Raw genomic sequence first — 26,411 nt, 5'->3', positions numbered from 1 at the left:
GCCGAAACTACACGCTCAGCGGCGCCTGATCGCGCCCAGCGCGGCCAGGTGGACGACGATTCCGACCAGCGGACCGCACATCAACGCGACGATGGTGCGGGTCTGCAGGTCCAGCGGCAGCAGCAACAACAGCGCCGCGGCCACCGTGGCACTCACCCAGCCCGCCGCGTAGGCCCGGTGCAGCGCGGCGGCGACCGTGGCGGCCCCGGTCAGGGTCAGGAACGCGATGGCGACGGCGCCGGCCGTCAGCCACGCCAGCAGCGCGCCGCTGGCGGCGTACTCGGGCCCGAACAGCGTGCGCAGCAGCCACGGCCCGAGCAGTCCGGCCGCCAGCACCGCCAGCGCGCCCAGGCCGGCGAGCACCAGGGCCGGGGTGAGCAGGGCGCGCAGCCTGCGGTTGTCGACGAAATGCGCGATCAGGTTGCCCTGCATCGCGGTGAGCGGCACCAGCAGCGGGGCGCGGGTCAGCGTCACGGCCAGGATGATGACGCCGCCGGTGGCCCCGAGGTCCCGCGACGTGGCCTGCAGCAGTACGGGGAAGCCCATCACCAGGACGGCGCTGGCGCCCGCGGCGGCGATCGAGTGCGCCGACCCCGTCAGGAATGTCCGCGGGGTGCCGGGCGTGTGGATGGCGGCCGCGGACCGGGCCACGTGGGAGGCAAGCAGCAGGATCAGCCACGACATGGAACCGGCGACGGTGGCCCACAGGTAGCCGTCCAGGCCCCAGCCCAGCACGAACGCGGCGACCGCGACAGCGACCCGGATACCTGCGTCGGTCACCATCAGCGTGCCGTACTGGGTCCAGCCGTCCGCCCCGGCCAGTACGCCCAGGAGGGTGGCGTGCAGGCAGAAGCCGGCGAGGCCGACGCTCAGCAGCGTCACGCTCAGCGGGGTGGATTCGACGAACACGTGGGCCGCCCACAGTGGGGCGGTGCCGGCGATCAGCAGGCCGGCGGCGACGGCCACCACCGCGGCGACGCGGAGGGGCTGCAGGTGCGGGCCGGGTTGGGGCTCGGCGATGCGTGCGATGCGGACCTCACGGGTGGCCTCCTGCAGCAGCCCGTTGGCCGCGCCGGTGAACAACCCGAACGCGCCCCAGAACACGCTGAACACCGAGAACCCGGCGGGGGCCAGGTCGCGCGCGGCGAGGTACAGGATCGCGTAGCCGCACAGCGCGCTGAGCACCGTCGCGACCGCGACCCGCGCCACACCGCTGGGTTTCACAGTGTCGGTAGCTCCGTCGTGTAGAGCCACGCGGTCCACAGTCCCCGTAGGGACTGGTCGGTGTAGTGCGCGGCCAGGCCGGTGAAGTCGTCGGTCAGTGCCGTCGAGTGCCGGTACCGGGTGGTCCAATCACGAAGCAGCGCAAAGAAATTCGTGTCACCGATGGTGCGCCGCAGGGCATGCAGGGTCAGTGCGCCACGCTTGTAGACGCGGTCGTCGAACATGTCCTCGGGTCCCGGATCGGCGAGCAACAGGTTCTGCGGCAGGCCGCGGAGTTTCTGCAGATTGTGGGCGGCCAGCTGGTCGGCGGTGCGCCAGCCCGACTCCTCGGCCCACAGCCATTCGGCGTAACAGGCAAATCCCTCATGCAGCCAGATGTCGCGCCACCGTCGTACCGTCACCGAGTTGCCGAACCACTGGTGGGCCATCTCGTGTGCAATCAGCCGCTCGGCCCCGCGGCGGCCGTCGCAGTGGTTGGCGCCGAAGATCGAAATGCCCTGTGCCTCGAGCGGGATTTCCAGCTCATCATCGGTGACGACGACGGTGTAGCCGGTCGACAACGGGTACGGCCCGAACAGCCGGGTGAACAGCTGCATCATCTGAGGCTGCCGGCCGAAGTCGTATTCGAAGTTGCGGATCAGCCGCTGCGGCAGGGCCGCGGACATCGGCACCGGCGATTTGGCCAGGCGCACCGACTCGTAGCGGCCGATCTGCAGCGTGATCAGGTAGGTCGACGTCGGCTCGGCGAGCTCGTACACCCAGGCCGTCTGGGCCGCACGGGTTTTGCGGCTCACCAGCTCGCCGTTGGCGACGACCCGGTACGGGCTGTCGGTCGTGATCGCGATGCGGTAGCTGGCCTTGCTGCTCGGGTGGTCGTCGCACGGGAACCAGGACGCCGCGCCGTTCGGCTGCCCGGCGACCAGCGCCCCCTCCGTCAGCTCCTCGAAACCGACTGTGCCCCAGATGGATTTGATGGGACGTGGGTTGCCGCCGTAGCGCACCGTCACCTTCATCGCGGCGCCGGCGGGCAACTGGTTGGCCAGCGTGATGTGCAGCTTGCCGTTGACAGTGCGGAACTTGGCCGGCCGGCGGCCGTTGACCTCGACCTTGGCCACCGACAGCGCATCGGACAGATCCAGGGTGAACCAGTGCAGTGACGCCAGGGTGACCGCGGTGATGTTGGCGATGCCAGTCAGCCGGTTGCTCTCCACCTTGTATTCGAGGCTCAGCTCGTAGCGAGATACCCGGAAGCCGAAGTTGCCGTTGTTCGGTAGATACGGATCAATCACCGGCGCAACGCTTTTGCGGTCCTTCTTGTTGGTCCGGGTCACGCGGCCTGCGCCTTTTGTCGGCCGCCGGACTTGCGCTTCTTGCCGATCCACGGAGCGATCGGATTGCCCTGCCAGTGCGTCGAGCCCGGCACCGCGTCACCGCGCATCACCAGGGACGCCGGCCCGACGGTCGCGCCCGCGCCGATGCTGGCCGCCGGCAGTGCGACGCAGTGGGTGCCGAGCGTCGCGCCCTCCTCCAGCACCACGGTGTCCAGTTGCATGATGCGGTCGTGGAACAGGTGGGTCTGCACGACGCAGCCCCGGTTCACCGTCGCGCCGCGGCCCAGCGTCACCAGGTCTGCCTCTGGCAGCCAATAGGTTTCGCACCACACGCCGCGGCCGATGGCCGCGCCGAGGGCCCGCAGCCACAGGTTCATCACCGGGGTGCCACTGGCGGCGCGGGCGAACCACGGGCCGGCGACGGTCTCGACGAAGGTGTCCGACACTTCGTTGCGCCACACGAACGGCGACCACAGCGGGTGCTCGACGGCCCGGATGCGCCCGACCATGAGCCATTTCGCCACCACGGCGATGGCGCCGGCGATGGCGCCCGCGTTCAGCAGCACGAGCCCGGCACCCAATGACGCCCACACCCAGCCCAATTCACCGGCGAGGGCCTGCAGGACGCCGAGGACCGCCACACCGATACCGAACGTCACCATCACCGGGACGATCCGCAGCGTCTCGACCGTCGAGCGCATCACCTTGAGACGAAGCGACGGGTGGAAGGTGCGCACCGCGTCGGCTTCAGTTGGCTGGCGGCGCAACCGGATCGGGGGGCTGCCCAGCCACGACGAACCGGCCTTGGCCTTGTGCGGGGTCGCCGACAGCACCGCGACCAGCCCGTCGTCGGGGACGCGGCGGCCGGGCTGGGTGATGCCGGAGTTGCCGAGGAACGCGCGGCGGCCGACGGTCGCCTTCGCCACGTGAATCCAGCCGCCGCCGAGTTCGTACGACGCCACCATGGTGTCGTCGGCCAGGAACGCGCCGTCGAGCACCTCGGTGAACTTCGGTGTCAGCAGGGCCGTCGAAATCTCGGTGTCCTTACCGACTTTCGCGCCCAGGATGCGCAGCCACCACGGCGTCAACAGGCTCGCGTAGATGGGGAACAGGTAGTTGCGGGCGGCGTCCATCAGCCGCTCGGTGGCCCACAGCTGCCAGCCCACCCGGCTGCGCACGGGGTGGTAGCCCTCGGTCAGGCCGAGGGCCAGCAGGCGCACCCCGATGACGGTGAGCGCGGCGTAAACCGCCATGGCCAACACTGCGGCGACGGGCGTCCACAGCGCGACCGGCAGGACCGCCTCTGGCAGTGAATGGGTATGGCGCACCGGCAGAATCAGCACCGCGAGGCCCGCGGCAAGGGCCAGGATCGGCAATCCGCCGAGCAGCACCGACGTCAGCCCGTACATCCCCACCCAGATGGGGGCGCGCCCCGGCCGCTCTTTCGGCCACGGGTGGTGCGCCTTGCCGGACTTCACCGCCGGCGAACCCTTCCAGTACTGCCCGGCCTTGACCTTGCCGATAACGCCGGAACCCGGTGCGACGTCGGCGTTCTTGCCGACCACGGCACCCGGCAGCAGCGTGGTGCGGGCGCCGATCGTGGCGTCGTTGCCGACGCTGATGGGTCCGACGTGGAACAGGTCGCCATCGATCCAGTGCCCGGTGAGGTCGACCTCCGGCTCGACCGAGCAGCGGTCCCCGAGCGTGAGCATGCCGGTGACCGGCGGCGTGGAATGCAGGTCGACGCCGTCACCGACCCGATTGCCCAGCGCGCGGGCGTAGTACACCAACCACGGTGCGCCGGCCTGGTTTTCGGCGCCGCTGGCCTCGCCGAGCCGTTCGGCGAGCCACACCCGCAGGTGCTCGGAGCCACCGCGTTTGTAGGTGCCCGGTTCCAGCCCGGACAGCAGGGCGCGCGCGGCGAACACGGCGATGCCCATGCGGCCGATCGGCGTGACGAACACCAGGAACCCGACCAGGATCACCCACCAGTTCACGGTGTGGGCCCACGACAGCAGGTGCAGCGCGGCGGCGATGTTGTTCAGCAGAGCCAGCCACACCACCCACTGCATGCCGGCCAGCGTCGCGAGCGGGATGGCTGCGGCGGTCTGGATCAGCTGAGTCGTCAATGGAACCGGTGTGACGCTTCGGGTTTCGACCAGCGGCGGCGGGTCGAGTTCGTCGAGATAGCCGGCGAGCGAGCCCAGGCGCGGATGGTCGTAGAGGTCGGCGACGGTGACCTGCGGGTACTTCTCGCGTAGCAGTGAGACCAGTTGCGCGGCGGACAGCGAGCCGCCGCCGAGCGCGAAGAAGTCGGCGCCGGGTCCGTCGATGGGGGACGCCAGCACGTCGCGCCACAGCCCGGCGAGCCAGCCCATGGTGCCGTCGAGGTCGGGGCTGTCGTCGCCCGCCGAGTCGACAGGCCAGGGCAGCGCGTTGCGGTCGACCTTTCCTGATGTGCGCGTGGGCAATTCGTCGACCAGCACCAGCCGCGGTACCAGTGCGGCGGGCAGGGACTCGGCCAATGTCTTGCGGGCCTTGGCGATGTCGAACTCGGGGTCGGCGCTGGCGATGTAGCCGACCAGCAGGGGAGTGCCGGTGGCGGTCTTGCGCACCGCGGCGGCGCCGCCGCTGACACCGGGCAGGTTGACCAGCGCGGCGTCGACCTCGCCGAGTTCGATGCGCCGGCCGCCGACCTTGACCTGATCGTCGGCGCGGCCCTGGAAGTACAGGCCGTCCGCCTCGAGCCGGACCAGGTCACCGCTGCGGTACGCGCGGCCCCAGCCGAGGGTCTCCATCGGCGCGTACTTCTCGGCGTCCTTCTCGGGGTCGAGGTAGCGCGCCAGGCCGACGCCGCCGATCACCAGTTCGCCGACGTCGCCGTAGCCGACCTGCAGGCCGTCCTTGTCGACGACGGCCAGGTCCCACCCGGGCAGCGGCAGCCCGATGCTGACCGGGCCACCGCCGAGCGGCGCCAGGCAGGCGACGACCGTGGCTTCGGTGGGCCCGTAGGTGTTCCACACCTCGCGACCCTCGACGGCCAGACGCTCGGCGAGTTCGGGCGGGCAGGCCTCGCCACCGAAGATCAGCAGGCGCACGGCCTCCAGGGCCTCGGCCGGCCACAGCGAGGCCAGCGTCGGAACCGTCGAGACGACGGTGATGTCGCGCGACACCAGCCACGGCCCGAGGTCCATGCCGCTGCGGACCAGCGAGCGCGGCGCCGGCACGAGGCACGCGCCGTGGCGCCAGGCCAGCCACATCTCTTCGCACGATGCGTCGAAGGCCACCGACAGTCCCGCCAGCACCCGGTCGCCCGGGCCCAGCGGGTTGTCCTTGAGGAAGATCTCGGCCTCGGCGTCGACGAACGCGGCGGCGTTGCGGTGCGTCACCGCGACGCCCTTCGGGGTGCCGGTAGAGCCCGAGGTGAAGATGATCCAGGCGTCGTCGCGGGTCAGGGGCCGGCCGGCCTGCCAGCCCCGCGTCGAGCCGGGGCCACGGACCAGACCGGCCTCGGTGATGATGCCGACGACGCCGGCCTCGCCGAAGACCAGCGCGGCGCGTTCCTCGGGATCGTCGGCGTCGACGGGGACGTATGCGGCGCCGGTCGCGAGGGTCGCCAGAATCGACACGTACAGCGCGTAGCTGCCCGACGGCATGCGGATACCGATGCGGTCACCGCGGCCGATGCCGCGCGCGGCCAGCCAGGCCACGCTTTCCTCGACGTCGGCGATCAGCTCGGCGTAGGTGAGCTGGACGGTGCCGTCGTCGATGGCGGGCGCATCGGGATATTGGTCGGCCGTGGCGTAGAGGATGTCGATGAGGGTCCGGGCCTGCGGTGCGTTCGCTGAACGCACGTACTGCGGGGGGATCTCCTGAGGCACGGGTACAAACTACTAAGGCTTGGGGAACGCTTCCTGGCGGCGGGCATGCCGTGGCGGCTTCGTTACCAGTTGTTGTAGCCGCCTTCAGGCCCGAGCATGCGTTCCAGCCGGGTCCGGTTGATGCGGGCCAGCTCGTTACGGACCACCTTGCGCTCGGTCTCGTGGTCGTTGTGCATGCGGTCGGCCATGTGGGCCAGCACTTCGTTGGCGCTCATCGCGCCGACGAACATCACGAAGTCGAAGCCGAAGTGGTCCCGGTACGTCGTGGCGTGCGCGGTCAGGGTCGCCATGAGATCGGGGTCGCGGTCGCACACCGCGCACTGCTCGAACTGCGAGCGGGCGCTGCCGGGCCGGCGGCCGAGCTGCGGGTAAGCCTGCAGGATCGCGTCGACCGAGGAGTCGGCAAGCGCGAAGAGCAGGTCGTCGGCACGCCGGAACAGGTGGTCGTGGTCGGCGTAGGCGCGTCCGTCGGCCAGGCTGCCGGCCAGCGGCACGCTGTAGCAGCATTCGTACAGTGCGTGCACCGCCCGCTGCTTCGGCATGGCGTTGAACGCGTCGAGACCGATTCCCTGATGCATCAACACATGGACATCATCGAATCTGCAGGGTACGGGCAGATTTCCTCGTGTTACAGCGCGGCAAATTCATTTATCTGGGGTCTGGCGCGTATCACACGCATCCGGTAGAGTCGAACGCATGTTCGATATTCTGGCGGTGGGCCCCGACGCCGATGAGGCGGCGTTGTCGGGTCGCATGGCGGAGCTCGAACGGGTGAAGGCGCGTGCGGCGGCCGAGCAGGCGCGGATTGCGGCCGCACTTGAGGCGCGGCGGGTGGCGGCGGCCGCGGCGGGTGGGCCGCGGGTGTCGCGGGCCGCGCTGGGTTCGGAGATCGGGTTGGCGCGGCGCGAGTCCCCGCATCGGGGTGAGCGGTTGATGGCGATGGCCCGCATCCTGGTCGCGGACATGCCGTGCACGCTGGCCGCGTTGGAGTCGGGTGTGCTCTCCGAGCACCGGGCCGAGCTGATCACCAGAGAGGCGGCGTGCCTGTCGGTGTTGGATCGCCGGCTGCTGGATGCCGAGTTGTGTGGGGATCCGGGCCCGCTGGCGGGGTTGGGGAACGCCGAGGTGTCGGCGGAGGCCGCGCGGATCGCCTGTGAGCTGGATCAGCAGACCGTGGTGGAGAAGATGAGGCGGGCGCGGTCCGCGCGGCATGTGCGGTTCCGGGTGGCCGCTGACGGCATGATGTCGATGACGGTGCTGATGCCGGCGGCCCAAGGGCAGTTGGTGCGCCAGGCGCTGGCTCGTGAGGCGGCGTCGGCGGTGGCGGCGGGTTCGGAGCGCAGCCGTGCGCAGGTGATGGCCGATGTGGTGGTGGAGCGGGTCACGGGTCGTGATCCGGTCGCGACACCGGTGCCGGTGACACTGAACCTGGTGATGTCGGATGAGACGCTGCTGACCGGGGGCGAGCAGCCCGCGCAGTTGGACGGCTATGGGCCCATTCCGGCGGCGCTGGCTCGCGACATGGTGCTGGCCGCGGCGGCCGATGCGACGGTGGGGGCGGCGTTGCGGCGCCTGTACGCCCAGCCGGGTACCAACAAGCTCGTCGCGATGGAGTCGAAGGCGCGGGCGTTTCCGAAAGCGCTCGCGACGTTCATCGGGTTGCGGGACCAGATCTGCCGGACCCCGTACTGCAATGCGCGGATTCGGCACACCGACCACGTCACGCCCCATGCCAAGCGGGGGCCGACGAGCGCGCACAACGGCGATGGCTTGTGCGAGCACTGCAATTACGTCAAGGAAGAACCGGGTTGGCAGGCGGCGGCGAGTTATGACCGGTACGGCCGGCACACCATCGCGCTGACCACGCCATCGGGCGCGGTGTACACCTCAACGGCGCCGCCGACACCGGACGGGTTGCGCATCTTCACCCGCGATGTCCACATCGCGCGGATACACCCTGCGGCCTAACCCACATGTGTGGCGACTCACGGTTTCCGACGGCACTCAGCGGCGCATGATGAAGTCATGGACGGAGTGCTGTTCTTCGACGGCAAGTGCGGGATGTGTACCCGCGCGCGGAATCAGCTGCTACGGATGAACCGAACCGGCCGCCTCCGCACCGAACCACTGCAGAAGCCAGGCACCGCCGAACGACTCGGCGTGGCACCCGAGCACCTGATGGAATCGGTGTGGTGGCTGGATTCGTCCGGCGAAGTGTTCGGTGGCGCCAAGGCGGCCAACGCCGCCGTGTCCGCGGCAGTCGGCACCCGGTTGCCGTTGTGGCTCTACGCCATCCCGGGAGTCGGTGCGCTCCAAGAGCGGGTCTACCGCTGGGTTGCCACCCACCGCTACCACTTCCGCGGCGTCACGCCGTGGTGCGAATCGGCTCCGTCGGAATGTGTTTCAGCGTAGCTGCGCCATCACGCGGTAACCTTCGACGGCACTGGGGTAGCGGGGACGCCAGCCGGAAGAATCGCGAAAGCGCTTGTTGCTCACCCGAAGTGACCTGGTGATGGACGTGAGCCGGTCGCCGAGCAACAGTCCCAGCCGACCCGGCCCACTGATCCAGATCCGCCGCCCGACGGCCGCGGCGCAGGCCTCGGCATATTCGCGCTTGGTCAGTGGACGGTCGTCGACGACGTTGTAGGTGCCGCCCGGTGCCGTGAGTGCCGCGACGACGGCGCTCGCCGCGTCTGCGACGTGGATCGACGACAGGTAGGTGTCGCTATGGCCCGGGACAAAGCCGATGTGCCACTTGGCCATATCGAGGATCTGCTCGCTGTGGGCCGCATGCGGACCGTAGAACACCCCGAATCGCAGGATGGTCGCCGCACCGCCGGCTGCGGCGAACCGGCGTGCGCTGGCCTCGGCGGCGTGGTTGCCGCGGGTGATCGGATAGTGGTCGACGGGCTGCTGTTCGTCGACCCAGCCGGTTCCACCGTCCCGGTAGATCATCACCACGGATTCCTGAATCACGTGCCGGACACCGGCATCCCGCGCGGCGTCGACGACGGCGGCTGAGCCCTCCGAGCGCACCCTCTCGCATTCCGTCCAGGCGGATTTGCGGATGAACGCCGTGGTCGACGGCAGCGCTGACGCAAGATTCACCACCGCGTCGTGGCCGGCGAATGCATCGGTCAGCGCGCCGCGGTCGAACAACGACACCGAAACCGGCGCAGCGCCCTGGCTCTGCAACCAGGCGGCCTTCGCGTCGCTGCGGGCCAACGCGGTGACGGCATGGCCGGCCGCAACCAGCGCGGGCACGGCGTGGACGCCGATGGCGCCCGTCCCGCCGGTGACGAACACCCGCATCAGCTGAACGCCACCGGCAATGTCTGTGGTCCCCGAATGGCCGGCGTGTCGCGCCAGGTGACCGCACCGCGGATAACCGGTTGGCGCGCAAGGACTTCCCGCAACGCGATGGTCAACTCCAACTGGGCCAGCGCCGAACCCAGGCAGTAGTGCGCGCCGTATCCGAAGGCCACGGGGGCGGGGCCGGTGCGGCCCAACCGGAAGCGGTCGGGGTCGTCGAACACCTTTGGGTCGCGGTTGGCGGCGGCCACCACGACGACGACGCTGTCGCCGTCGGCGATGTCCACGCCGCCCACCGTGTGGTCCTCGGTCGCGGTGCGCACCGTCGACTGCACCGGGCCGTCGAGTCGCAGCAGTTCCGTGATCACGGCCCCGTCGATGCTGTCGATCTGTTCGTTCACGAGTCGGATCAGGCCTGCGCCAAGGAGATTCGCGGTGGTCTCATGCCCGGCGACGGCGATCAGGATGGCGGTCACCACGACGTCTTCGAGGGACAGTTCGGGATCGGTGGCGATGAAGCTGAACAGGTCGTCACCGGGATGAGCCCGTCGATCGGCGGCGAGCGGCAGGAACTCCGCCATCAGTGCGGCGGCGGCGCCGAATCCCTCGGCGACCTCCACGGGATCGGCCAGGGTGCCGAGCATCCGGATGATCGACGGCGACAGTTCGCGCAGTGACGCCGCGTGACCGGGATCCAGAGCGAGCCATTCACCGACCACCGCGATCGGCAGCGGCAGGGCGATCCGCGACATGAAATCGAACGGCTCACCGGTGGGCGCCTGCGCGATGACCTCGGCGGCGATCGTCGTCACACCTTCGGTCAGCCCGGATATCGTGCTGCGGGTGAACGCATCCCGGACCGCGCCGCGCAGCCGGTCGTGGTCGGTGCCGTCGGTGAAGAGCATCGACGCCTTGGCGAAGTCGGTCGGCATCATGGTCATCGATGCGCGTGCCACCGGATTGGCCAGCGGATCGCTGGTCCAGCCGGACCCGCCGAGGACCTGTCGGGCCGCGTCGTAGCCCAGCACCAGCCAGCCTTGTGCGGCGTTGTCCCACACGACATCTCCGTCGTGTCGCCGGGCCTCGTAGAAGGGGTAGGGGTCGGCGGCGTCCCAGGGCAGCCTGGCGGCGGTGACGTCGTTAGCCGACATGGTGGTCCGTCCCGTGCGGTAGGCCGCGGCGCTGAACCCACGCCTCGTGTGCGCGGCCCAATGCGGTGACCGGCGCTGCGACGCCGTCCATTTCGTCCAGCATCCCGCGGGCGTGGAAGGTGGCGTTCAACGCCGTGAAGATCGCGTTCATCGACAGGTTCAGGCGCGAGAAGAACACGAAGTCGGCGGGCACCGTGATGTGCCGCATGGGGTGGTCGGCGTCGCGCACGTCCAGCATCGAGGCGATCGCGCGCCGCGAGGCCTCGTCGGTGTAGGTCACCGGCTGTGGTGCCAGGATCTCGTAGATGATGCCCTCCCACCAGCGGTAGGCGTCGTCGGCGGTCAGCACCGAATCGGCTGCGAAGAAACCGCTCTCGACCATGTTCGACCGCAGGTCGTCGCGGCGACCCTCGACCGCACAGCGCATCAGGTTCACGATGCGCCTGCGCTGGCCTTCGGGAAGCACCTTGGCGCAACCGAAGTCGACGAATCCGACGGTGCCGTCGGTACCGAAGCGGTAGTTGCCGGGGTGCGGGTCGGCGTGGAACAGGTGGCCGTGCCGGTAGGAGCCGGTGACGAATCGCGCGATCACCTCGGACCAGGTGTTCTTGGTGTCCTGGTCGGCGTCTTGCGCTGCGGCCCAGTCCAATCCGTCGAGGTATGTCATGGTCAGGACGCGGTCGCCGGATGCCTCGCCGACCAGTTCGGGGACGCGAATGTGGGGGTGATCGCGCCAGAGTTCGCTGAACGCGGTGATGTGGGCGGCCTCGCGGCGGTAGTCGATCTCCTCGGAGATACGTTCGGAAATCTCCGCCGAGATCGACGTCACGTCCGGCAGCGACGCACCGAGGGCACCGGCGGCCCCGGCCGCGAAGCGGAACATCGTCGCGAGCAACTCGGTGTTCGACAGATCATCGCGGATGGCTTGTGCCACACCGGGATACTGGATCTTCACCGCGACGTCGCGGCCGTCGTGCAGGACGGCCCGGTGGACCTGGCCGATGGACGCCGCTGCCATCGGTTCGTCGGAGAACGATGCGAAGACGGCGGAGATCGGGCGACCGAGATCGTCCTCGACGACGCGCCGGGCCAGTGCTGCGGCCATCGGCGGCGCGTCGGCCTGCAGTCGGGTCAGTGCCCGCTGGTACGGCGAGAGTTCGCCGGCGCCAATGGCACTGGCGTCGACCATTGACACCAGTTGGCCGGCCTTCATCAACACACCCTTGGAGTGGCCGAGGAGTTCGGCGTACTGCTCGGCGGTGCGTTCGTGGAAGCGTTCGACGGCGCCGGTGTTACCGGCCTTCTCCCGCAGCGCCGCGACCATCCGTCCGCCGGCGGCGCGCGCGGTGAAGCCGGCGACCGGCATGGTGCGCCGGATGCGTCCGCGCGGCACATTCCGGGTCATTGCGCCTCCCAGCGTTGTATGGTGACCTAGTACGAAATATATGACCCTTCTTATATGCGGTCAATGGTGGGAGTCAAAGTGGAAACCTCGACGAAGGAACGGCTGGTCACCGAGGCCATGCGGCTGTTCAGTGAGCAGGGCTACAAGGCCACCAGCATCACTCAGATCGAGAAGGCGGCCGGCCTGGTGCCCGGCTGCGGCGCCCTCTACAACCACTTCAAGACCAAAGAGGCCGTGCTGGCGGCGGGTATCGACAGGCAGCTGGATCGGCGCCGCGCGATGCACGACATCAGCGCGCTGTTCGCCGGCGAAGGAGAGCTCCGGACAGAGTTGACGCTGCTGGGCCGGTACGTGCTGAGTGTGCTGAACCAGGAGAGTCAGTTTTTGCAGGTGGTAGCCCGCACGCCGGCCGAGCAGTCGGACCGCGTCGACGCCGCCTGCGCCGCTCTGATCGACGGCCTCTACAGCGAGCTCGCCGACTGGATCCGTGGATGCGCGCCCGGCCTCGATCAACAGGAGGCCAGGCGCATCGCGGTGGTCGGGGTCAACGCGTTGCTGGGCAAGCACGCGACGCGCGTCGTCTTTCACGCCCCGCAGGCGGACACCCCCGACGACGAGTTCATCGCGGACTGGACCGCGATGCTCGCCGGCCGTATCGAAGCGGCGCGCTAGTCCGGCAGGGTGACCGGCGGGAAGTACTCGCCTTCCGGTGCACGGTGCCACCACACGCGATCGTGCCGCAGTTCGCTGGGAGTGGAGTAGCGGTAGCGGAACATCTGCGCGCGGACGTATATGGGTGGCGATTCCGGAAACGGGTTGTGCCGCAGCAGTTTCAGGGTCGCGGTGTCGCCGCGCAGCAAGCGCTCCAGCAATCCGGCGAACCACTGACGACCGTAGGTCGGTGAGATGGCGGCGAACCACATCATCCAGTCGAGGCGCAGATGGTAGGGCGCCCACTGACGCGGCAGCTTCCCGACCGCCCCTGGCTTGCCCTTGAATTCGTATTCCTGCCAAACGGTTTCGTCGGTGATCTCCGCGTCGGCGGTGCCCTCGATCACCACCTCACGCCGGATGCGCCCGATCGAGCCGAAGGCGCCGTACGTGTTCACCAGGTGCAGCGGGTCGAACGACGCGTTCATGCGCTGCTGCGGCGAGAGCAGATTCCGCACCGGCCAGTAGCTCAGCACCACGACCAGGACGCTGAACCCGATGATGAGCACCACGAACCATGCCGGCGGTGCGGCCAACGTGGCGGTGGGGAGCGGCCCGGCGATCGCACTGAACGCCAACACCATCGTCAGCCAGCTCAGCCACGCATAGTTGCCCGAGATCACCAGCCAGAGCTGCGTGACCACCACGATCGCGCCGGCGACGGTGGCGATGGGCTGCGGCGCGAACAACCCGAACGGAACCACGAGCTGCGTGACGTGGTTGACCGCCACTTCGACGCGGTGCAACGGCTTGGGCAGGTGATGGAAGAACCAGCTCAGCGGGCCCGGCATGGGCTGGGTTTCATGGTGGTAGTAGAGGCACGTCAGATCGCGCCAGCACCGGTCACCACGAAGTTTGATGAGTCCCGCACCGAACTCGGTACGGAAAACCAGCCACCGCGCCAGCCAGATGACCAGCACCGGCGGCGCAACACTGTCGTTGCTTAGGAACACCGCCAGAAAGCCGGCCTCCAGCAGCAGGGATTCCCAGCCGAAGGCGTACCACCGCTGCCCGACATTGACGATCGACAGGTACAGCATCCACAACAGCAGCCACACGAGCATCGCCGCCCACAGCGGCACGAGATCGCCGGCACCCGCGACCAGCGCGGTACTGAGCGCGGCGCCCGACCACGCGACGGCCGCGAAGAACCTGTCGGAGTAATGCCAGTGAAAGATGCTGGGCGCCTGCCGGAACGACACCGCCGACAGATATCGCGGAATGGGCAACATGCCCTGCGCGCCGAGGAGGGCGCGGAATTGCCTTGCGGCGCAGAGGAAAGCAATCAGATAGACGCCGGCGATGCCTCGTTCCAGCACCAGCCGGCTGAACCAATATTCGGGTGCTGTGAACCAATCCATCGCCGATTCCTGACCCGCCGCCGCTTTCCAGCGTACGGCGGGTCAGGCTCGGTGAAAACGAAAGACTAGTGCTCTTGCTCTTCGAACCGGGCGATCGAGCGGGCCAGCTCTTCTTCGGCCTCCTTGCGGCCGACCCAGTCGGCGGCCTTGACGAACTTGCCCGGCTCCAGGTCCTTGTAGTGGACGAAGAAGTGCTTGATGGCGTCCAGCTCGAACTCGGAGATGTCGCTGACGTCCTGGATGTGGTCCCAGCGCGGGTCACCGGCGGGCACGCACAGCAGCTTGTCGTCGCCGCCGGCCTCATCGGTCATCTTGAACATGGCGACCGGGCGAGCGTCGACGATGCAGCCCGGGAAGACAGACTCGGTCAGCAGCACCAGCGCGTCCAGCGGGTCGCCGTCCTCGCCGAGGGTGTTCTCGAAGAACCCGTAGTCGGTGGGGTAACCCATGGGGGTGAACAGGTAGCGGTCGAGCTTCACCCGTCCGGTCTCGTGGTCCACTTCGTACTTGTTGCGCGAACCCTTGGGGATCTCGATGACGACTTCGTGCTCCACCGGGAGACTCCTTAGCTCTGTGCTGATAACGGGCTACACCTTAGACGAGCGATACCCTGCTGAGTGACCCGTACGAGTTCAGGAGCAACATGCGGCCCACCCGGTGGCGCCGATCGACCCACGTGGTGATCGGTGTGGCAGTTCTCGTGCTGGTTGCCGCGCTGGTGGCGGCCGCCGCGGTGATGACGCGGCATGATGCCGTCCCGGCAGCCGGGGCGACGGTCAAGCCCCAGCCCGCGCTCGTCTCGCCCCGACCAGCCGTGCAACCGGTCTCCGACAACGCGCCGCAAGTGGTGCCCGCGCAGCTCGCCGCCGTGCTGGCGCCGCTGGCCGCCAACCCGAATCTCGGCGTCCTCGGGGGCCGGATCACCGATGCCATCACCGGCGCGCAGGTGTGGGGGCTGAGCGAGAACGTCCCGTTGCAGCCCGCATCCACCAACAAGACCCTCACGGCGGCCGCGGCCCTGCTGACCCTCGACCGCAACACCCGGCTGACCACCACGGTCGTGTCCGGCGACACCCCGGGCGTCGTGGTGCTCAAGGGCGGTGGCGACCCGACGCTGTCGGCGGCGCCGCCGGGCACCGACACCTGGTACGGCGACGCGGCCCGGATTTCCGATCTGGCCGACCAGGTCCGCAAGGCCGGCGTCACGCCGCGCGCCATTCAGGTCGACACCAGCCTCTACTCGGGCCCGACCATGGCGCCGGGCTGGGACGTCGCCGACATCGAGGGCGGTGACTGGGCGCCGATCCAGTCGGTGATGGTCGACGCCGGTCGCGTCCAGCCCACGACGGTCGAGTCCAAGCGCTCGACGACACCGGCCCTCGACGCCGGCCGCGCCCTGGCGGCGGCACTGCGGGTCGACCCCGCCAACGTGACCCTTCGCACCAGCCCCGCCGGCGGTCAGCAGCTCGCGGCAGTGCAATCGCCGCCGCTGATCGAGCGCCTGCGCGAGATGATGGGGGCCTCCGACAACGTGATGGCCGAGTCGATCGGCCGGGAGGTTGCCGCCGCGGTGAACCAGCCGCAGAGTTTCGACGGCGGGGTACGTGCCGTTCTCGGGCAGCTGGCGAAGGCCGGACTGACCACCTCGGGTGCGACGCTGTTCGACGCCAGCGGCCTGTCGGTCAACGACCGGCTCACCGCCACGGTCCTGGACGACGTCGTCAACGCGGCCGCGGGCACCAGTGAGCCCCGCCTGCGCCCGCTGCTCGACGTCCTGCCGATCGCGGGCGGCAGTGGCACGCTGTGGAACCGCTACGCCGACACCTCGTCGGCCGGATACCTGCGCGCGAAGACCGGTTCACTGACCGGCACCAACGCGCTGGCGGGCATCGTCACCGACCAGAGCGGACGGGTCCTGACCTTCGCGCTCATCTCCAACAACGCCGGTCCGGAAGGACGCACCGCGCTGGACGCCCTCGCCGCGGCGTTCCGGTCCTGCGGGTGCGGCACGTGAGCCGGAAGCCGACCGTCGGCCGGGCCGTCGACTGGGGCTTCGCCGCCACGGTCGGGGCAAAGCTGACCCGCCAGGAACCGGCGACCACCGACTACACCCGCAACCAGGTACGCGCGCAGCTCGCCGATTCGGCGCGCCGGGCCGAGCTCCCGGTGCGCGAGGTGACGCTCCTCAACGAGGGCGCCGAAGTGCCCGAAGCGCGCGTCGTCGACCGGCAGGACTGGGTGCGTGCTGCCGCCGACTCCATGCGGGTGATGACTGGTGGCGAAACCTCCAGTCCCACAGGCCTGGCCGCGAAGCTGGGCGGACGTATCGCCGGGGCGCAGACGGGCGCGGTGCTGGCGTTCGTGTCGTCGGGCATCCTCGGGCAGTACGACCCGTTTGCGGCGAACGGGGGCGAACTGCTTCTCGTCGCGCCCAATGTGCTTGCCGCGGAACGGCAGTTGAAGGTCGAGCCCGCCGACTTCCGGCTGTGGGTGTGCCTGCACGAGGTGACGCACCGCGTGCAGTTCCGCGCGAACCCGTGGCTCACCGAACACATGTCACAGGCGCTCGCCGTGCTGACCGACGAATCCGGTCTGGATGCCGGCGACGTCATCGGCCGGCTGGCGGAGTACGTGCGCGCACAGCGGGATGGCGACGCCGACGCGAATTCGCAAGGCATTCTGGGCATCATGCGCATCATGCAGTCCGACGAGCAGCAGCGTGCGCTGGATCAGCTGCTGGTGCTGGGGACGCTGCTCGAAGGGCACGCCGATCACGTGATGGACGCCGTGGGTCCGGCGGTCGTGCCGTCGGTCGCCACCATTCGCAGCCGGTTCGACGAGCGCCGCCACCGCAAACAGTCTCCGCTGCAACGGATTGTTCGCGCCCTGCTCGGTGTCGACGCCAAGATCGCCCAGTACACCCGCGGCAAGAAGTTCGTCGACGAGGTGGTGTCGACGGTCGGCATGAAGCGGTTCAACGCGATCTGGACCGATGCCGAAACCCTGCCGCTGCCAACCGAAATCGACGAGCCGCGGCGATGGATCGATCGAGTGCTCTGACCCCGCTGCGCGCGGCCGTCACCGCCTTCGCGCGCCGGCACCCGGCCGACCGGTGGTGCGTCGGGCTCTCCGGTGGCGCTGACTCGCTGGCGCTGACCGCCGTCGCCGCCGCCCTCAAACCGACCGTCGCGCTGATCGTCGACCACGGTTTGCAAACCGGATCGGCCGACGTGGCTGCCACTGCGGCAGCGCAGGCCCGGCAGTTGGGTTGCGTTGACGCGCAAGTGCTCTCCGTCGATGTCGGTACCGACGGCGGGCCGGAAGCCGCGGCCCGCACCGCGCGCTACGCCGCCTTGGACGCCGCCCGCGATGGTGCCCCGGTGCTGCTCGCGCACACCCTCGACGACCAGGCCGAGACGGTGTTGCTCGGCCTGGGGCGCGGCTCGGGCCCGAGATCCATTGCCGGCATGCGGGTTTGGGACCCACCGTGGGGACGGCCCCTGCTGGAGGTGCGGCGCGCCGACACCGAAGCGGTCTGCGCCGAACTGGGACTGACGCCCTGGCGGGACCCGCACAACACCGACCCGCGCTACACCCGGGTCCGGCTGCGCACCGAGGTGCTGCCACTACTGGAGGACGTGCTCGCCGGCGGCGTCGCGCCGGCGCTGGCCCGTACCGCTGCCGCGCTGCGGGAGGACAACGACGCCCTCGACGCCCTGGCCGCCGGGCACCTGGCCGCACTGCGCGACGGCGAGGGCCTCACCGTCGCCGGGCTCGAGGATCTCCCCGCCGCGCTGCGCCGCCGGGTGATCCGCGCCTGGCTGCTGAGCGTCGGCGCCACCACGCTTACCGACGTCCAGCTGCGCGCCGTCGACGCGCTCGTCGCGGACTGGCACGGGCAGGGCGGCGCCGCCGTCTGCTCGTCGCTGCGGTACCAGCGATTGATCGTGACCCGACGTGCCGGACTGCTCACAGTCGCCGCCCGGCCCGTGTGAGCGACCGCCGAGCGGGACGGTCTTGGTACTCGGCGCGGAGGCATGGCACGCTGTTGCCGTGGATCTGTATCCGGGTGACATCAAGTCGGTTCTCCTGTCTCAGGAGCAGGTTCAGGCGCGCATCGCCGAGATGGCCGCGCTGATCGCCGAGGACTATCGCGCCGACTCGGGCGACCAGGATCTGCTGCTGATCACGGTGCTCAAGGGTGCGGTCATGTTCGTCACCGACCTGGCCCGCGCGATCCCGCTGCCGACCCAGCTCGAGTTCATGGCCGTCAGCTCGTACGGTTCGTCGACCTCGTCGTCGGGCGTCGTGCGCATCCTCAAGGACCTCGACCGCGACATCAGCGGCCGTGACGTGCTGATCGTCGAGGACATCATCGACTCGGGCCTGACGCTGTCGTGGCTGCTGCGCAACCTGGCGACGCGGGGCCCGCGCTCGCTGCGGGTGTGCACGCTGCTGCGCAAGCCCGACGCCATGCGCGCCGACATCGACGTCGCACACATCGGCTTCGACATCCCCGACGAGTTCGTCGTCGGCTACGGCCTGGACTACGACGAGCGCTACCGCGACCTGCCGTACATCGGCACGCTCGATCCGAAGGTGTACGAACAGCACTAGTCGGAGCAGAATCCGGAGCATGGACTCCGCCCTCCGGATCTGCCCCTTCTGTGAAGCCACCTGCGGCCTGACCCTCACCATCGAGGACGGCCGTGTCACGGGCGCGCGTGGTGATCACGACGACGCCTTCAGCGCGGGCTTCATCTGCCCCAAGGGCGCCAGCTTCGGTGAGCTCGACAACGATCCCGACCGGCTGACCCGCCCGCTCGTCCGCCGTGACGGCGTACTGACCGAGGCCACCTGGGACGAGGCCTACGCCGTCGTCGCCGACCGGCTCGGCGCGGTGATCGCCGCGCACGGTGGGGCATCGGTCGGGGTCTACCTCGGCAACCCGAACGCGCACACGATCGCGGGTGCGCTGTATGCCCCGCTGATCCTCAAAGCCCTGGGCACCCGCCAGGTGTTCAGCGCCAGCACGCTCGACCAGATGCCCAAACACGTTGCGCTGGGCCTGATGTTCGGCAGCCCGGGCGCGTTCACCGTGCCTGACCTCGACCGCACCGACCATCTCGTGATCATCGGCGCGAATCCGCTGGTGTCCAACGGCAGCGTGACCACGGCCGCCGATTTCCCCGGCAAGCTGCGGGCGCTGAAGAAGCGCGGCGGCAAGCTCGTGGTGATCGACCCGGCGCGCACCCAGACCGCCAAGCTCGCCGACCGGCATCTGGCGCCGCGCCCCGGGACCGACGCGGCGCTGCTGCTCGCCGTCGTACATGTGCTGTTCGACGAAGGTCTGGTCGATCTCGGTGCGAACGCCGAGCACGTCATCGGCGTGGAGCAGGTCCGCGCGCTGGCCGCCGACTTCGCGTCCGAGGCGGTCGAACAGGCCTGTGGCGTCGGCGCCGACGAGATCCGCGAACTGGCCCGTGAGCTCGCGGCGGCGCCGACGGCGGCGGTGTACGGCCGGATCGGCACCTCCACAGTCGAATTCGGCACGATCGGCAGCTGGCTCGTCGACGTCATCAACATCCTCACCGGCAACCTGGACCGACCCGGCGGGGTGATGTTCCCGCTGGGCGCCGCGGTCCCGGCGCCGCGGCCACCGAAGCCGGGCCGCGGCTTCCGGACCGGCCGGTGGGCCAGCCGGGTCTCGGGTTACCCCGAGGTGATGTCCGAATTGCCGGCCACCGCGCTCGCCGAGGAGATCGACACCGCGGGCGAGGGCCAGATCAAGGCGATGATCACCATCGCCGGGAACCCGGTGCTGTCCGCGCCCGACGGCGACCGGCTCGACAAGGCCTTGGACAGTGTCGAATTCATGCTGTCGGTCGACCCGTATCTCAACGAGACCACGCGGCACGCCGACGTCATCCTGCCGCCGCCCCCGCCTTCGCAGAGTCCGCATTTCGACGTGCTGCTCAACAACCTCGCGGTGCGCAACAACGTGCGCTACTCGCCGCCGGTGCTGCCGCTGGCCGACCGGCCGGGCGAGGCCGAGATCCTGTCGCGTATCGCGTTGATCCTGACCGGTCTTGGGGCACAAGCGGATCCCGCCCTGGTCGACGCGCAGGTGATCGCGCTGACCTTGGCCAAGGAGACGCACGACCCCGATTCCCCGGTCGCCGGGCGCGATGTCGACGAACTGACCGCCATGCTCCCCACGGGTCCCGGCTACGAGCGCCGGCTCGACATGATGCTGCGGCTCGGGCCCTACGGGGACGCCTTCGGTACCAGGCCCGACGGCCTCACGCTCGAGAAGCTGAAGGCCAATCCGCACGGCATCGATCTGGGTGCACTGCAGCCGAGGATCCCCGAGGTGCTCCGGACCCCCAGTGGGCGTATCGAACTCGCTCCGGAACCGATCGTCGCCGACGTGGCGCGGCTACGCGAGGCGCTGAGTCGCTCGGCCGGCGGCTTCCTGCTCATCGGCCGTCGCCACCTGCGCTCCAACAACAGCTGGATGCACAACCTGCCCGCGCTGTCGGGTGGCTCCAACCGCTGCACGCTGCAGATTCACCCCGACGACGCCGCCGACCTGGGCCTCACCGACGTCGCGATCATCAAGGGGCCGGGCGGTGAACTGCTCGCGCCGATCGAGGTGACCGACGTGATGCGCCGGGGCGTGGTGTCGCTGCCGCACGGCTGGGGTCACAACCGCGGCGGCACCGGTCAGCAGCTCGCGAGCAGCCATCCGGGCGTCAACGTCAACCAGCTCAACGACGGCACCCACCTGGACCGGCTGTCGGGTACCGCTGTGCTGAACGGGATTCCGGTCGAAATCGCCGCCGCTGGTTAACCCAGTTCCCAGATCACCGTCACCGAGAAGCTGACGGTCTGCTGACCGGGGGACAGCGGCACGGCCTCGGCCATCGCCATCCGCGGGGCCGGCATGGGCGTCGGGGTGGTGCCGCCGGTGGCTTCGGAGATGGAGACCACCTTGCCCAGGCTCAGCCCGGACAGCTGCGCGTACTGCTGGGCACGGGCCTTGGCGTCGTAGAAGGCATGCGTGCGGGCGTCTTTCACCAGCTGGGAGTCGTCGTCGATCGAGTAGGAGACGTTGCTGATCCGCGTGGCGTTGCCGCCCGCGGTGACGATCTTCGCCAGCACCTGCGACGCGGTGTCGAGCTTGCGGACCTTGATGTCGATGGTGTTGCTGGCCCGATAGCCCACGATGGCGGAGTCGCGGTAGTCGGGCTGCAGCTCGACCTGCTTGGTGGCGATGTCCTTCTTGTCGATGCCGGCACCGCTCAGCGCATCGATCACGGCTTGCTGACGGCTGCTGGTCTGGTTCATCGCGGCGGTGACGTCTGGCGCGGTCGCTTCGATGGACGCGGTGACGTTCAGGGTGTCGGGTGTGCCCTGGACCTTGCCGTTGCCGACGACGGTGACCTGGCGGCTCTCCGGCTTGGTGTCGTCGGAACCGCAGCCGGCGACGCCGACGGTTGTGGCGATCGCCAGTCCGGCGAGGGTCAGGGCGGCAGTACGGCGGGTCGCAAATGGCATGGTTTTCAGCGTACCGACGTGTCTTTGGTGTGCTCGGCGATCGCGTTGCCGACGGCCTCGCCGACGCGGCCGAACAGCTGGTCGCGCAGGCCTTTCGCCCATTCGTGCGAGGCGTGCGGTGCGGCGAGTTGGCCTTTGAAGTGCGGGATGACCTCGCGGGCGAACAACTCGTACGAATGCATGGTGGCCGCGGGCGGCGCCCAGTCGTGGCCCAGCATCAGGAACGTGCCGAAGCCGCCGGAACGGTCCAGCATGTCCTGGATGTAGCCGATGGCATCGGCGGGCGTGCCGATGCAGCAATTGCCTTTGGCCGCATAGTCTTCGACGAACTGCCGCGACGTCGGCGCCGGTCCGGTCTGACTGCCGAGGGGCACGAAGCCGGCCGCGCCGAAGTAGTTCGAGAAGTCCTCCAGGCCGTAGGTGCAGTCTTCGATGGCCTGCTCGCGGGTATCGGCCAGGTGCACGACGCCCAGCACCCGCCAGCCGCGGCGGTCCGGCTCGGGACGCCCGGATTTCGCGGCCTGGTCACACACCACGTCCCACGTCGTCTCGAGGGCGGCGTAGCCGCCGGGCACCGACATCGACAGCGAAAGCAGTGACGTGCCCAGCTGCCCGGCCAGTCGCGGGCCCGACGGGGAAACCATTGCCGCCGTGGATATCTCGGGGTAGGGCCAGGTGTACGGCCGGATGTGCAGAGCGGCGTCACGCAGCGTGAACCAGTCGGTCTCGCGGGTGATCCGCTCATCGGGTCCGGCCCGGAACAGCGCGAGGATGGCCTCCAGCGATTCCTGCTGCATGCGGCGCTGGTTCACCGGGTCGATGCCCATCATGTAGGCGTCCGAGGGCAGTGCGCCCGGGCCGGTGCCGAACATGACCCGGCCGCGGGTCAGGTGGTCGAGCAGCACCCAGCGGTCGGCGACCATCAGCGGGTGGTGGTACGGCAGCGACACCACGCCGGTACCGAAGCGGATGTTCTTGGTGCGCTCGGCCGCCGTCGCGATGAAAACCTCGGGGCAGGCGATCAATTCGTAGCCGCCGGAGTGATGTTCGCCGTACCAGACCTCGTCGTAGCCCAGCCGGTCCAGCACGGCGGTGCGTTCGAGGTCGTATTCCAGTGCCGTGGTGGGGGATTGGCCGACCGGGTGGAACGGTGTGATGAAAGCCCCGAAATCCAGTGGACGACCGGTCATTTCACGCCCTCGAGGAATTCGATGAGTACCGCGTTGACCACGTCGGGACGTTCCTGCTGCAGCCAGTGCCCGGCGCCGTCGATCATGACCTCGCGGTAGTCGCCGTCGACGACGTCCCGCACCCGGTCACGCGGGGTGAAGCTCAGTACCGGGTCGGCAGTGCCGGCGACGAACAGCGTCGGCACCGTGATGGTCGGGGCGGCGGTGGTCTCCGTCAGCTGCCAGTTGCGGTCGAAGTTGCGGTACCAGTTCAGTGGGCCGGTGAAGCCGCTCTCGGTGAAAGCCGTTACGTACGGCTCGAATTCGCCTTCGGTGAGCCAGTCCGGCAGCGGTGGCAGCGGGGTGCCGGCGAGCGAGTCCGGTGGCGCGGCGAAGCCCTCCTCGGCGACCATCCGGCGCATCGAGCTCCGCGGATCACGGCCCAGTGCCGCGTCGGCGACCCCGGGCTCCTGGAAATAGAGCATGTAGAAGTAGTTGTCGCCGACCCGTCGGCGCCAGATCTCGGTCGGCGGCGCTGACGCCCGCGGCACCGGCGGCACACTCAGCGCGGCGACGGCGCGCACCCGGTCCGGGTGCAGCAGCGCGAAGTTGCACACCACCGGCGAACCCCAGTCGTGGCCGACCATCACGGCGCGCTCGGCGCCGACGTCGTCGAGCAGCCCGGCCAGGTCCCCGGTGAGGTGGACGATGTCGTAGTCCTCGATGGCCGGCGGGCGTGACGAGCCGGCGTAGCCGCGTTGGTCGGGGGCCAGCACGTGGTAGCCGGCCGCGGCGAGGGCCGGTATCTGGTGCCGCCAGGAGTGTGCGAGCTCGGGGAACCCGTGCGCCAGGACCACGACGGGGGCGCCGCGGTCCCCGGCTTCGGTGACCTGCAGCTGCACGCCGTTGGTCTCGACTAACCGTTTGGTGGACGTGATCACGGTTCCACCAAAGCACAGGTTTCCCTCCGGGAACTGCCGATCGTTTGCATAGCGGTAACCTGTGAACTATCCCGCATCTGTGTATCGGAAGGACCTGGCCGACGAGTATTCGCCGGCCGAAATATGTCGATGAAGCGAAAAAACGTCATCCGCACCCTGACCGTCGTCGCGGTCGTGTTGCTGCTGGGTTGGTCTTTCTTCTATTTCAGTGATGACACGCGTGGTTATCACCAGGTCGACACGTCTGTGGCGGTCGCCCAGATCAACGCCGGGAATGTCACCGGCGCCCAGATCGATGATCGCGAACAGCAGGTCCGGCTGGACCTGAAGAGCGTCACGGCGGACACCGACAACAGCAACAAGATCATCACGTCGTTCCCGACGGGCTACGCGGTGCCGCTGTTCGATGCGCTCAACGCCAAGAACGTCAAGACCAAGACCGTCGTGAACCAGGGCAGCATCCTCAGCTCGCTGCTGATCTACCTGTTGCCGCTGCTGCTGCTCGTCGGCCTGTTCTTCATGTTCTCCCGCATGCAGGGCGGCGGGCGGATGGGCTTCGGCTTCGGCAAGTCCAAGGCCAAGCTGCTCGGCAAGGACATGCCGAAGACGACGTTCGCCGACGTCGCCGGTGTCGATGAGGCCGTCGAAGAGCTCTACGAGATCAAGGACTTCCTGCAGAACCCGAGCCGCTACCAGGCCCTCGGCGCCAAGATCCCCAAGGGCGTGCTGCTCTACGGCCCGCCCGGTACCGGTAAGACGCTGCTGGCGCGGGCTGTCGCCGGCGAGGCCGGGGTGCCGTTCTTCACCATCTCCGGTTCGGACTTCGTCGAGATGTTCGTCGGTGTCGGTGCGTCCCGCGTGCGTGACCTGTTCGAGCAGGCCAAGCAGAACAGCCCCTGCATCATCTTCGTCGACGAGATCGACGCCGTCGGCCGCCAGCGTGGCGCCGGCCTGGGTGGTGGCCACGACGAGCGCGAGCAGACGCTGAACCAGCTGCTGGTCGAGATGGACGGCTTCGGTGACCGCCAGGGCGTCATCCTGATCGCCGCCACCAACCGGCCCGACATCCTGGACCCGGCGCTGCTGCGTCCCGGCCGTTTCGACCGGCAGATCCCGGTGTCGGCACCCGACCTGGCCGGCCGCAAGGCCGTGCTGCGGGTCCACTCGGCCGGTAAGCCCATCGCCCCCGACGCCGACCTCGACGGCCTGGCCAAGCGGACCGTCGGCATGTCCGGCGCCGACCTGGCCAACGTCATCAACGAGGCCGCGCTGCTGACGGCCCGCGAGAACGCCACCGTGATCACCGGCCCGGCGCTGGAAGAGGCCGTCGACCGCGTCGTCGGTGGTCCGCGCCGCAAGGGCCGCATCATCAGCGAGCTGGAAAAGAAGATCACGGCGTACCACGAGGCCGGACACACGCTGGCCGGCTGGGCCATGCCGCACCTGGACCCCGTGTACAAGGTGACGATCCTGGCCCGCGGCCGCACCGGCGGGCACGCCGTCGCCGTCCCCGAGGACGACAAGGGCATGCAGACGCGTTCCGAACTGATCGCGCGCCTGGTCATGGCGATCGGCGGCCGCGCCGCCGAGGAGCTGATCTTCCGCGAGCCCACGACCGGCGCGGTGTCCGACATCGAGAACGCCACCAAGATCGCCCGCGCGATGGTCACCGAGTTCGGCATGAGCGCCAAGCTGGGCGCCGTCCGGTACGGCACCGAGCACGGGGATCCGTTCCTGGGCCGCACCATGGGCACGCAGGCCGATTTCGGTCACGAGGTCGCCCGCGACATCGACGACGAGGTACGCAAGCTCATCGAGGCCGCGCACACCGAGGCGTGGGATGTGCTGACGCAGTACCGCGACGTGCTGGACGACCTGGCCGGCGAGCTGCTCGAGAAGGAGACGCTGCACCGCCCCGACCTGGAGCGCATCCTGGCGGGCGTCGAGAAGCGTCCCCGCCTGACGATGTTCGACGACTTCGGTGGCCGCATCCCGTCGGAGAAGCCGCCCATCAAGACGCCCGGCGAGCTGGCCATCGAGCGCGGTGAGCCGTGGCCGCCGCCCGTTCAGGAGCCGGCGTTCAAGGCGGCCATCGCCGCGGCCAGCCAGGCCGCGGCCGGCGTGAACGGCACCAACGGCGCACACGCCGCACCGAACGGTCAGCCGCAGCACGGCCAGACGCAGCCGAACTACGGCGCACCCGCCGGCTGGCAGGCTCCGGGCTGGCCGCCGCAGCATGGCCATGGCCAGCAGGGCCAGTGGTACCCGCAGCCGGGCTGGGGCCAGCCCGGTCCGCCGCAGGGCTACCAGCCGTATCCGCAGCAGCCGGCACCGCCGCCGGCCAAACCCAACGACGAGTAGGCGC

Annotated in this window: 21 protein-coding genes; 9 read left to right on the top strand and 12 right to left on the bottom strand. The window is 69.3% G+C overall.

Going from position 1 to position 26,411, the window contains the following annotated elements:
- Nucleotides 1–15 precede the first annotated feature (15 nt).
- From ACJEIK_RS26145 to ACJEIK_RS26130, 4 genes are all read right to left on the bottom strand, one after another.
- Nucleotides 16–1,254, bottom strand: coding sequence for a hypothetical protein (locus ACJEIK_RS26145; RefSeq protein WP_409430520.1), 1,239 nt, complete (start codon nt 1,252–1,254; stop codon nt 16–18).
- Complete coding sequence (locus ACJEIK_RS26140) at nt 1,221–2,555, bottom strand: M1 family metallopeptidase (RefSeq protein WP_061006562.1); 1,335 nt, start codon at nt 2,553–2,555, stop codon at nt 1,221–1,223. The genes ACJEIK_RS26145 and ACJEIK_RS26140 overlap by 34 nt, the downstream gene beginning before the upstream one ends.
- Nucleotides 2,552–6,436 carry a Pls/PosA family non-ribosomal peptide synthetase gene (locus tag ACJEIK_RS26135; RefSeq protein ID WP_409430519.1) on the bottom strand — a complete coding sequence of 1,295 codons (3,885 nt, stop codon included), beginning with the start codon at nt 6,434–6,436 and terminating at the stop codon, nt 2,552–2,554. The genes ACJEIK_RS26140 and ACJEIK_RS26135 overlap by 4 nt, the downstream gene beginning before the upstream one ends.
- A 62-nt stretch (nt 6,437–6,498) precedes the next feature.
- Nucleotides 6,499–7,020: a 2-oxo-4-hydroxy-4-carboxy-5-ureidoimidazoline decarboxylase gene (locus ACJEIK_RS26130; RefSeq protein ID WP_174814074.1), complete on the bottom strand. Its 522-nt coding sequence runs from the start codon at nt 7,018–7,020 to the stop codon at nt 6,499–6,501.
- Between the two features lie 112 nt (nt 7,021–7,132).
- Between ACJEIK_RS26130 and ACJEIK_RS26125 the strand changes: the two genes are divergently transcribed.
- Together ACJEIK_RS26125 and ACJEIK_RS26120 are read left to right on the top strand one after the other, a co-directional pair.
- A complete protein-coding gene (locus tag ACJEIK_RS26125; RefSeq protein ID WP_406774089.1) occupies nt 7,133–8,404 on the top strand; it encodes an HNH endonuclease in 1,272 nt (423 codons plus the stop codon).
- Between the two features lie 57 nt (nt 8,405–8,461).
- Nucleotides 8,462–8,848 carry a thiol-disulfide oxidoreductase DCC family protein gene (locus ACJEIK_RS26120; RefSeq protein ID WP_409430518.1) on the top strand — a complete coding sequence of 129 codons (387 nt, stop codon included), beginning with the start codon at nt 8,462–8,464 and terminating at the stop codon, nt 8,846–8,848.
- Here ACJEIK_RS26120 and ACJEIK_RS26115 read toward each other — a convergent pair.
- From ACJEIK_RS26115 to ACJEIK_RS26105, 3 genes are read right to left on the bottom strand one after another with little or no spacing between them, the layout of a single operon-like run.
- Nucleotides 8,840–9,748 carry an NAD-dependent epimerase/dehydratase family protein gene (locus tag ACJEIK_RS26115; protein ID WP_409430517.1) on the bottom strand — a complete coding sequence of 303 codons (909 nt, stop codon included), beginning with the start codon at nt 9,746–9,748 and terminating at the stop codon, nt 8,840–8,842. The genes ACJEIK_RS26120 and ACJEIK_RS26115 overlap by 9 nt on opposite strands.
- A complete protein-coding gene (locus tag ACJEIK_RS26110; protein WP_409430516.1) occupies nt 9,748–10,899 on the bottom strand; it encodes a cytochrome P450 in 1,152 nt (383 codons plus the stop codon). The genes ACJEIK_RS26115 and ACJEIK_RS26110 overlap by 1 nt, the downstream gene beginning before the upstream one ends.
- Nucleotides 10,889–12,304: an ABC1 kinase family protein gene (locus ACJEIK_RS26105; protein WP_409430515.1), complete on the bottom strand. Its 1,416-nt coding sequence runs from the start codon at nt 12,302–12,304 to the stop codon at nt 10,889–10,891. Before ACJEIK_RS26105 ends, ACJEIK_RS26110 begins: the two co-directional genes overlap by 11 nt.
- A 117-nt stretch (nt 12,305–12,421) precedes the next feature.
- Between ACJEIK_RS26105 and ACJEIK_RS26100 the strand changes: the two genes are divergently transcribed.
- Nucleotides 12,422–12,976 (top strand): TetR/AcrR family transcriptional regulator, encoded by a 555-nt coding sequence (locus tag ACJEIK_RS26100; protein ID WP_409431763.1) that lies wholly within the window; start codon nt 12,422–12,424, stop codon nt 12,974–12,976.
- On the opposite strand, the gene ACJEIK_RS26095 is transcribed toward ACJEIK_RS26100, so the two are convergent.
- Entirely contained in the window at nt 12,973–14,376 is a 1,404-nt protein-coding gene (locus ACJEIK_RS26095) for a lipase maturation factor family protein (RefSeq protein WP_409430514.1), read from the bottom strand. The two genes, ACJEIK_RS26100 and ACJEIK_RS26095, sit on opposite strands and share 4 nt — an antisense overlap.
- Nucleotides 14,377–14,441: 65 nt before the next feature.
- A complete protein-coding gene (locus tag ACJEIK_RS26090; RefSeq protein ID WP_135356445.1) occupies nt 14,442–14,930 on the bottom strand; it encodes an inorganic diphosphatase in 489 nt (162 codons plus the stop codon).
- 89 nt (nt 14,931–15,019) lie between these two features.
- Between ACJEIK_RS26090 and dacB the strand changes: the two genes are divergently transcribed.
- The 5 genes from dacB to ACJEIK_RS26065 are packed head-to-tail and all read left to right on the top strand — an operon-like array spanning nt 15,020 to nt 21,229.
- Complete coding sequence (gene dacB, locus ACJEIK_RS26085) at nt 15,020–16,390, top strand: D-alanyl-D-alanine carboxypeptidase/D-alanyl-D-alanine-endopeptidase (protein ID WP_409430513.1); 1,371 nt, start codon at nt 15,020–15,022, stop codon at nt 16,388–16,390.
- Nucleotides 16,387–17,436, top strand: a complete 1,050-nt coding sequence (locus ACJEIK_RS26080) for a zinc-dependent metalloprotease (protein WP_267324231.1) — start codon at nt 16,387–16,389, stop codon at nt 17,434–17,436. Before dacB ends, ACJEIK_RS26080 begins: the two co-directional genes overlap by 4 nt.
- The gene (gene tilS / locus ACJEIK_RS26075; RefSeq protein WP_267324230.1) at nt 17,415–18,371 is read left to right on the top strand and encodes a tRNA lysidine(34) synthetase TilS; all 957 of its coding nucleotides are present in this window, start codon (nt 17,415–17,417) and stop codon (nt 18,369–18,371) included. Before ACJEIK_RS26080 ends, tilS begins: the two co-directional genes overlap by 22 nt.
- A gap of 22 nt (nt 18,372–18,393) precedes the next feature.
- The gene (hpt, locus tag ACJEIK_RS26070; protein ID WP_133426359.1) at nt 18,394–18,993 is read left to right on the top strand and encodes a hypoxanthine phosphoribosyltransferase; all 600 of its coding nucleotides are present in this window, start codon (nt 18,394–18,396) and stop codon (nt 18,991–18,993) included.
- A gap of 19 nt (nt 18,994–19,012) precedes the next feature.
- Nucleotides 19,013–21,229: a molybdopterin-dependent oxidoreductase gene (locus ACJEIK_RS26065; RefSeq protein ID WP_409430512.1), complete on the top strand. Its 2,217-nt coding sequence runs from the start codon at nt 19,013–19,015 to the stop codon at nt 21,227–21,229.
- Here the strand turns inward: ACJEIK_RS26065 and ACJEIK_RS26060 are convergent.
- Genes ACJEIK_RS26060 through ACJEIK_RS26050 form a run of 3 tightly spaced genes read right to left on the bottom strand, consistent with a single transcriptional unit; the run spans nt 21,226 to nt 24,046 of the window.
- Nucleotides 21,226–21,936, bottom strand: coding sequence for an SIMPL domain-containing protein (locus ACJEIK_RS26060; RefSeq protein ID WP_409430511.1), 711 nt, complete (start codon nt 21,934–21,936; stop codon nt 21,226–21,228). The two genes, ACJEIK_RS26065 and ACJEIK_RS26060, sit on opposite strands and share 4 nt — an antisense overlap.
- Nucleotides 21,937–21,941: 5 nt before the next feature.
- The gene (locus ACJEIK_RS26055; protein ID WP_409430510.1) at nt 21,942–23,126 is read right to left on the bottom strand and encodes an LLM class flavin-dependent oxidoreductase; all 1,185 of its coding nucleotides are present in this window, start codon (nt 23,124–23,126) and stop codon (nt 21,942–21,944) included.
- A complete protein-coding gene (locus tag ACJEIK_RS26050; RefSeq protein ID WP_409430509.1) occupies nt 23,123–24,046 on the bottom strand; it encodes an alpha/beta fold hydrolase in 924 nt (307 codons plus the stop codon). The genes ACJEIK_RS26055 and ACJEIK_RS26050 overlap by 4 nt, the downstream gene beginning before the upstream one ends.
- A 129-nt stretch (nt 24,047–24,175) precedes the next feature.
- Here ACJEIK_RS26050 and ftsH point away from each other — a divergent pair, with 129 nt between their 5' ends.
- A complete protein-coding gene (gene ftsH, locus ACJEIK_RS26045; protein ID WP_409430508.1) occupies nt 24,176–26,407 on the top strand; it encodes an ATP-dependent zinc metalloprotease FtsH in 2,232 nt (743 codons plus the stop codon).
- The last annotated feature ends 4 nt before the right edge of the window (nt 26,408–26,411 follow it).

The sequence above is a fragment of the Mycobacterium sp. SMC-16 genome, assembly GCF_046250085.1.
GTDB lineage: Bacteria > Actinomycetota > Actinomycetes > Mycobacteriales > Mycobacteriaceae > Mycobacterium > Mycobacterium phocaicum.
The sequence above is the reverse complement of the archived record's forward strand: the minus strand, read 5'-3'. Positions and strand labels throughout refer to the sequence as shown.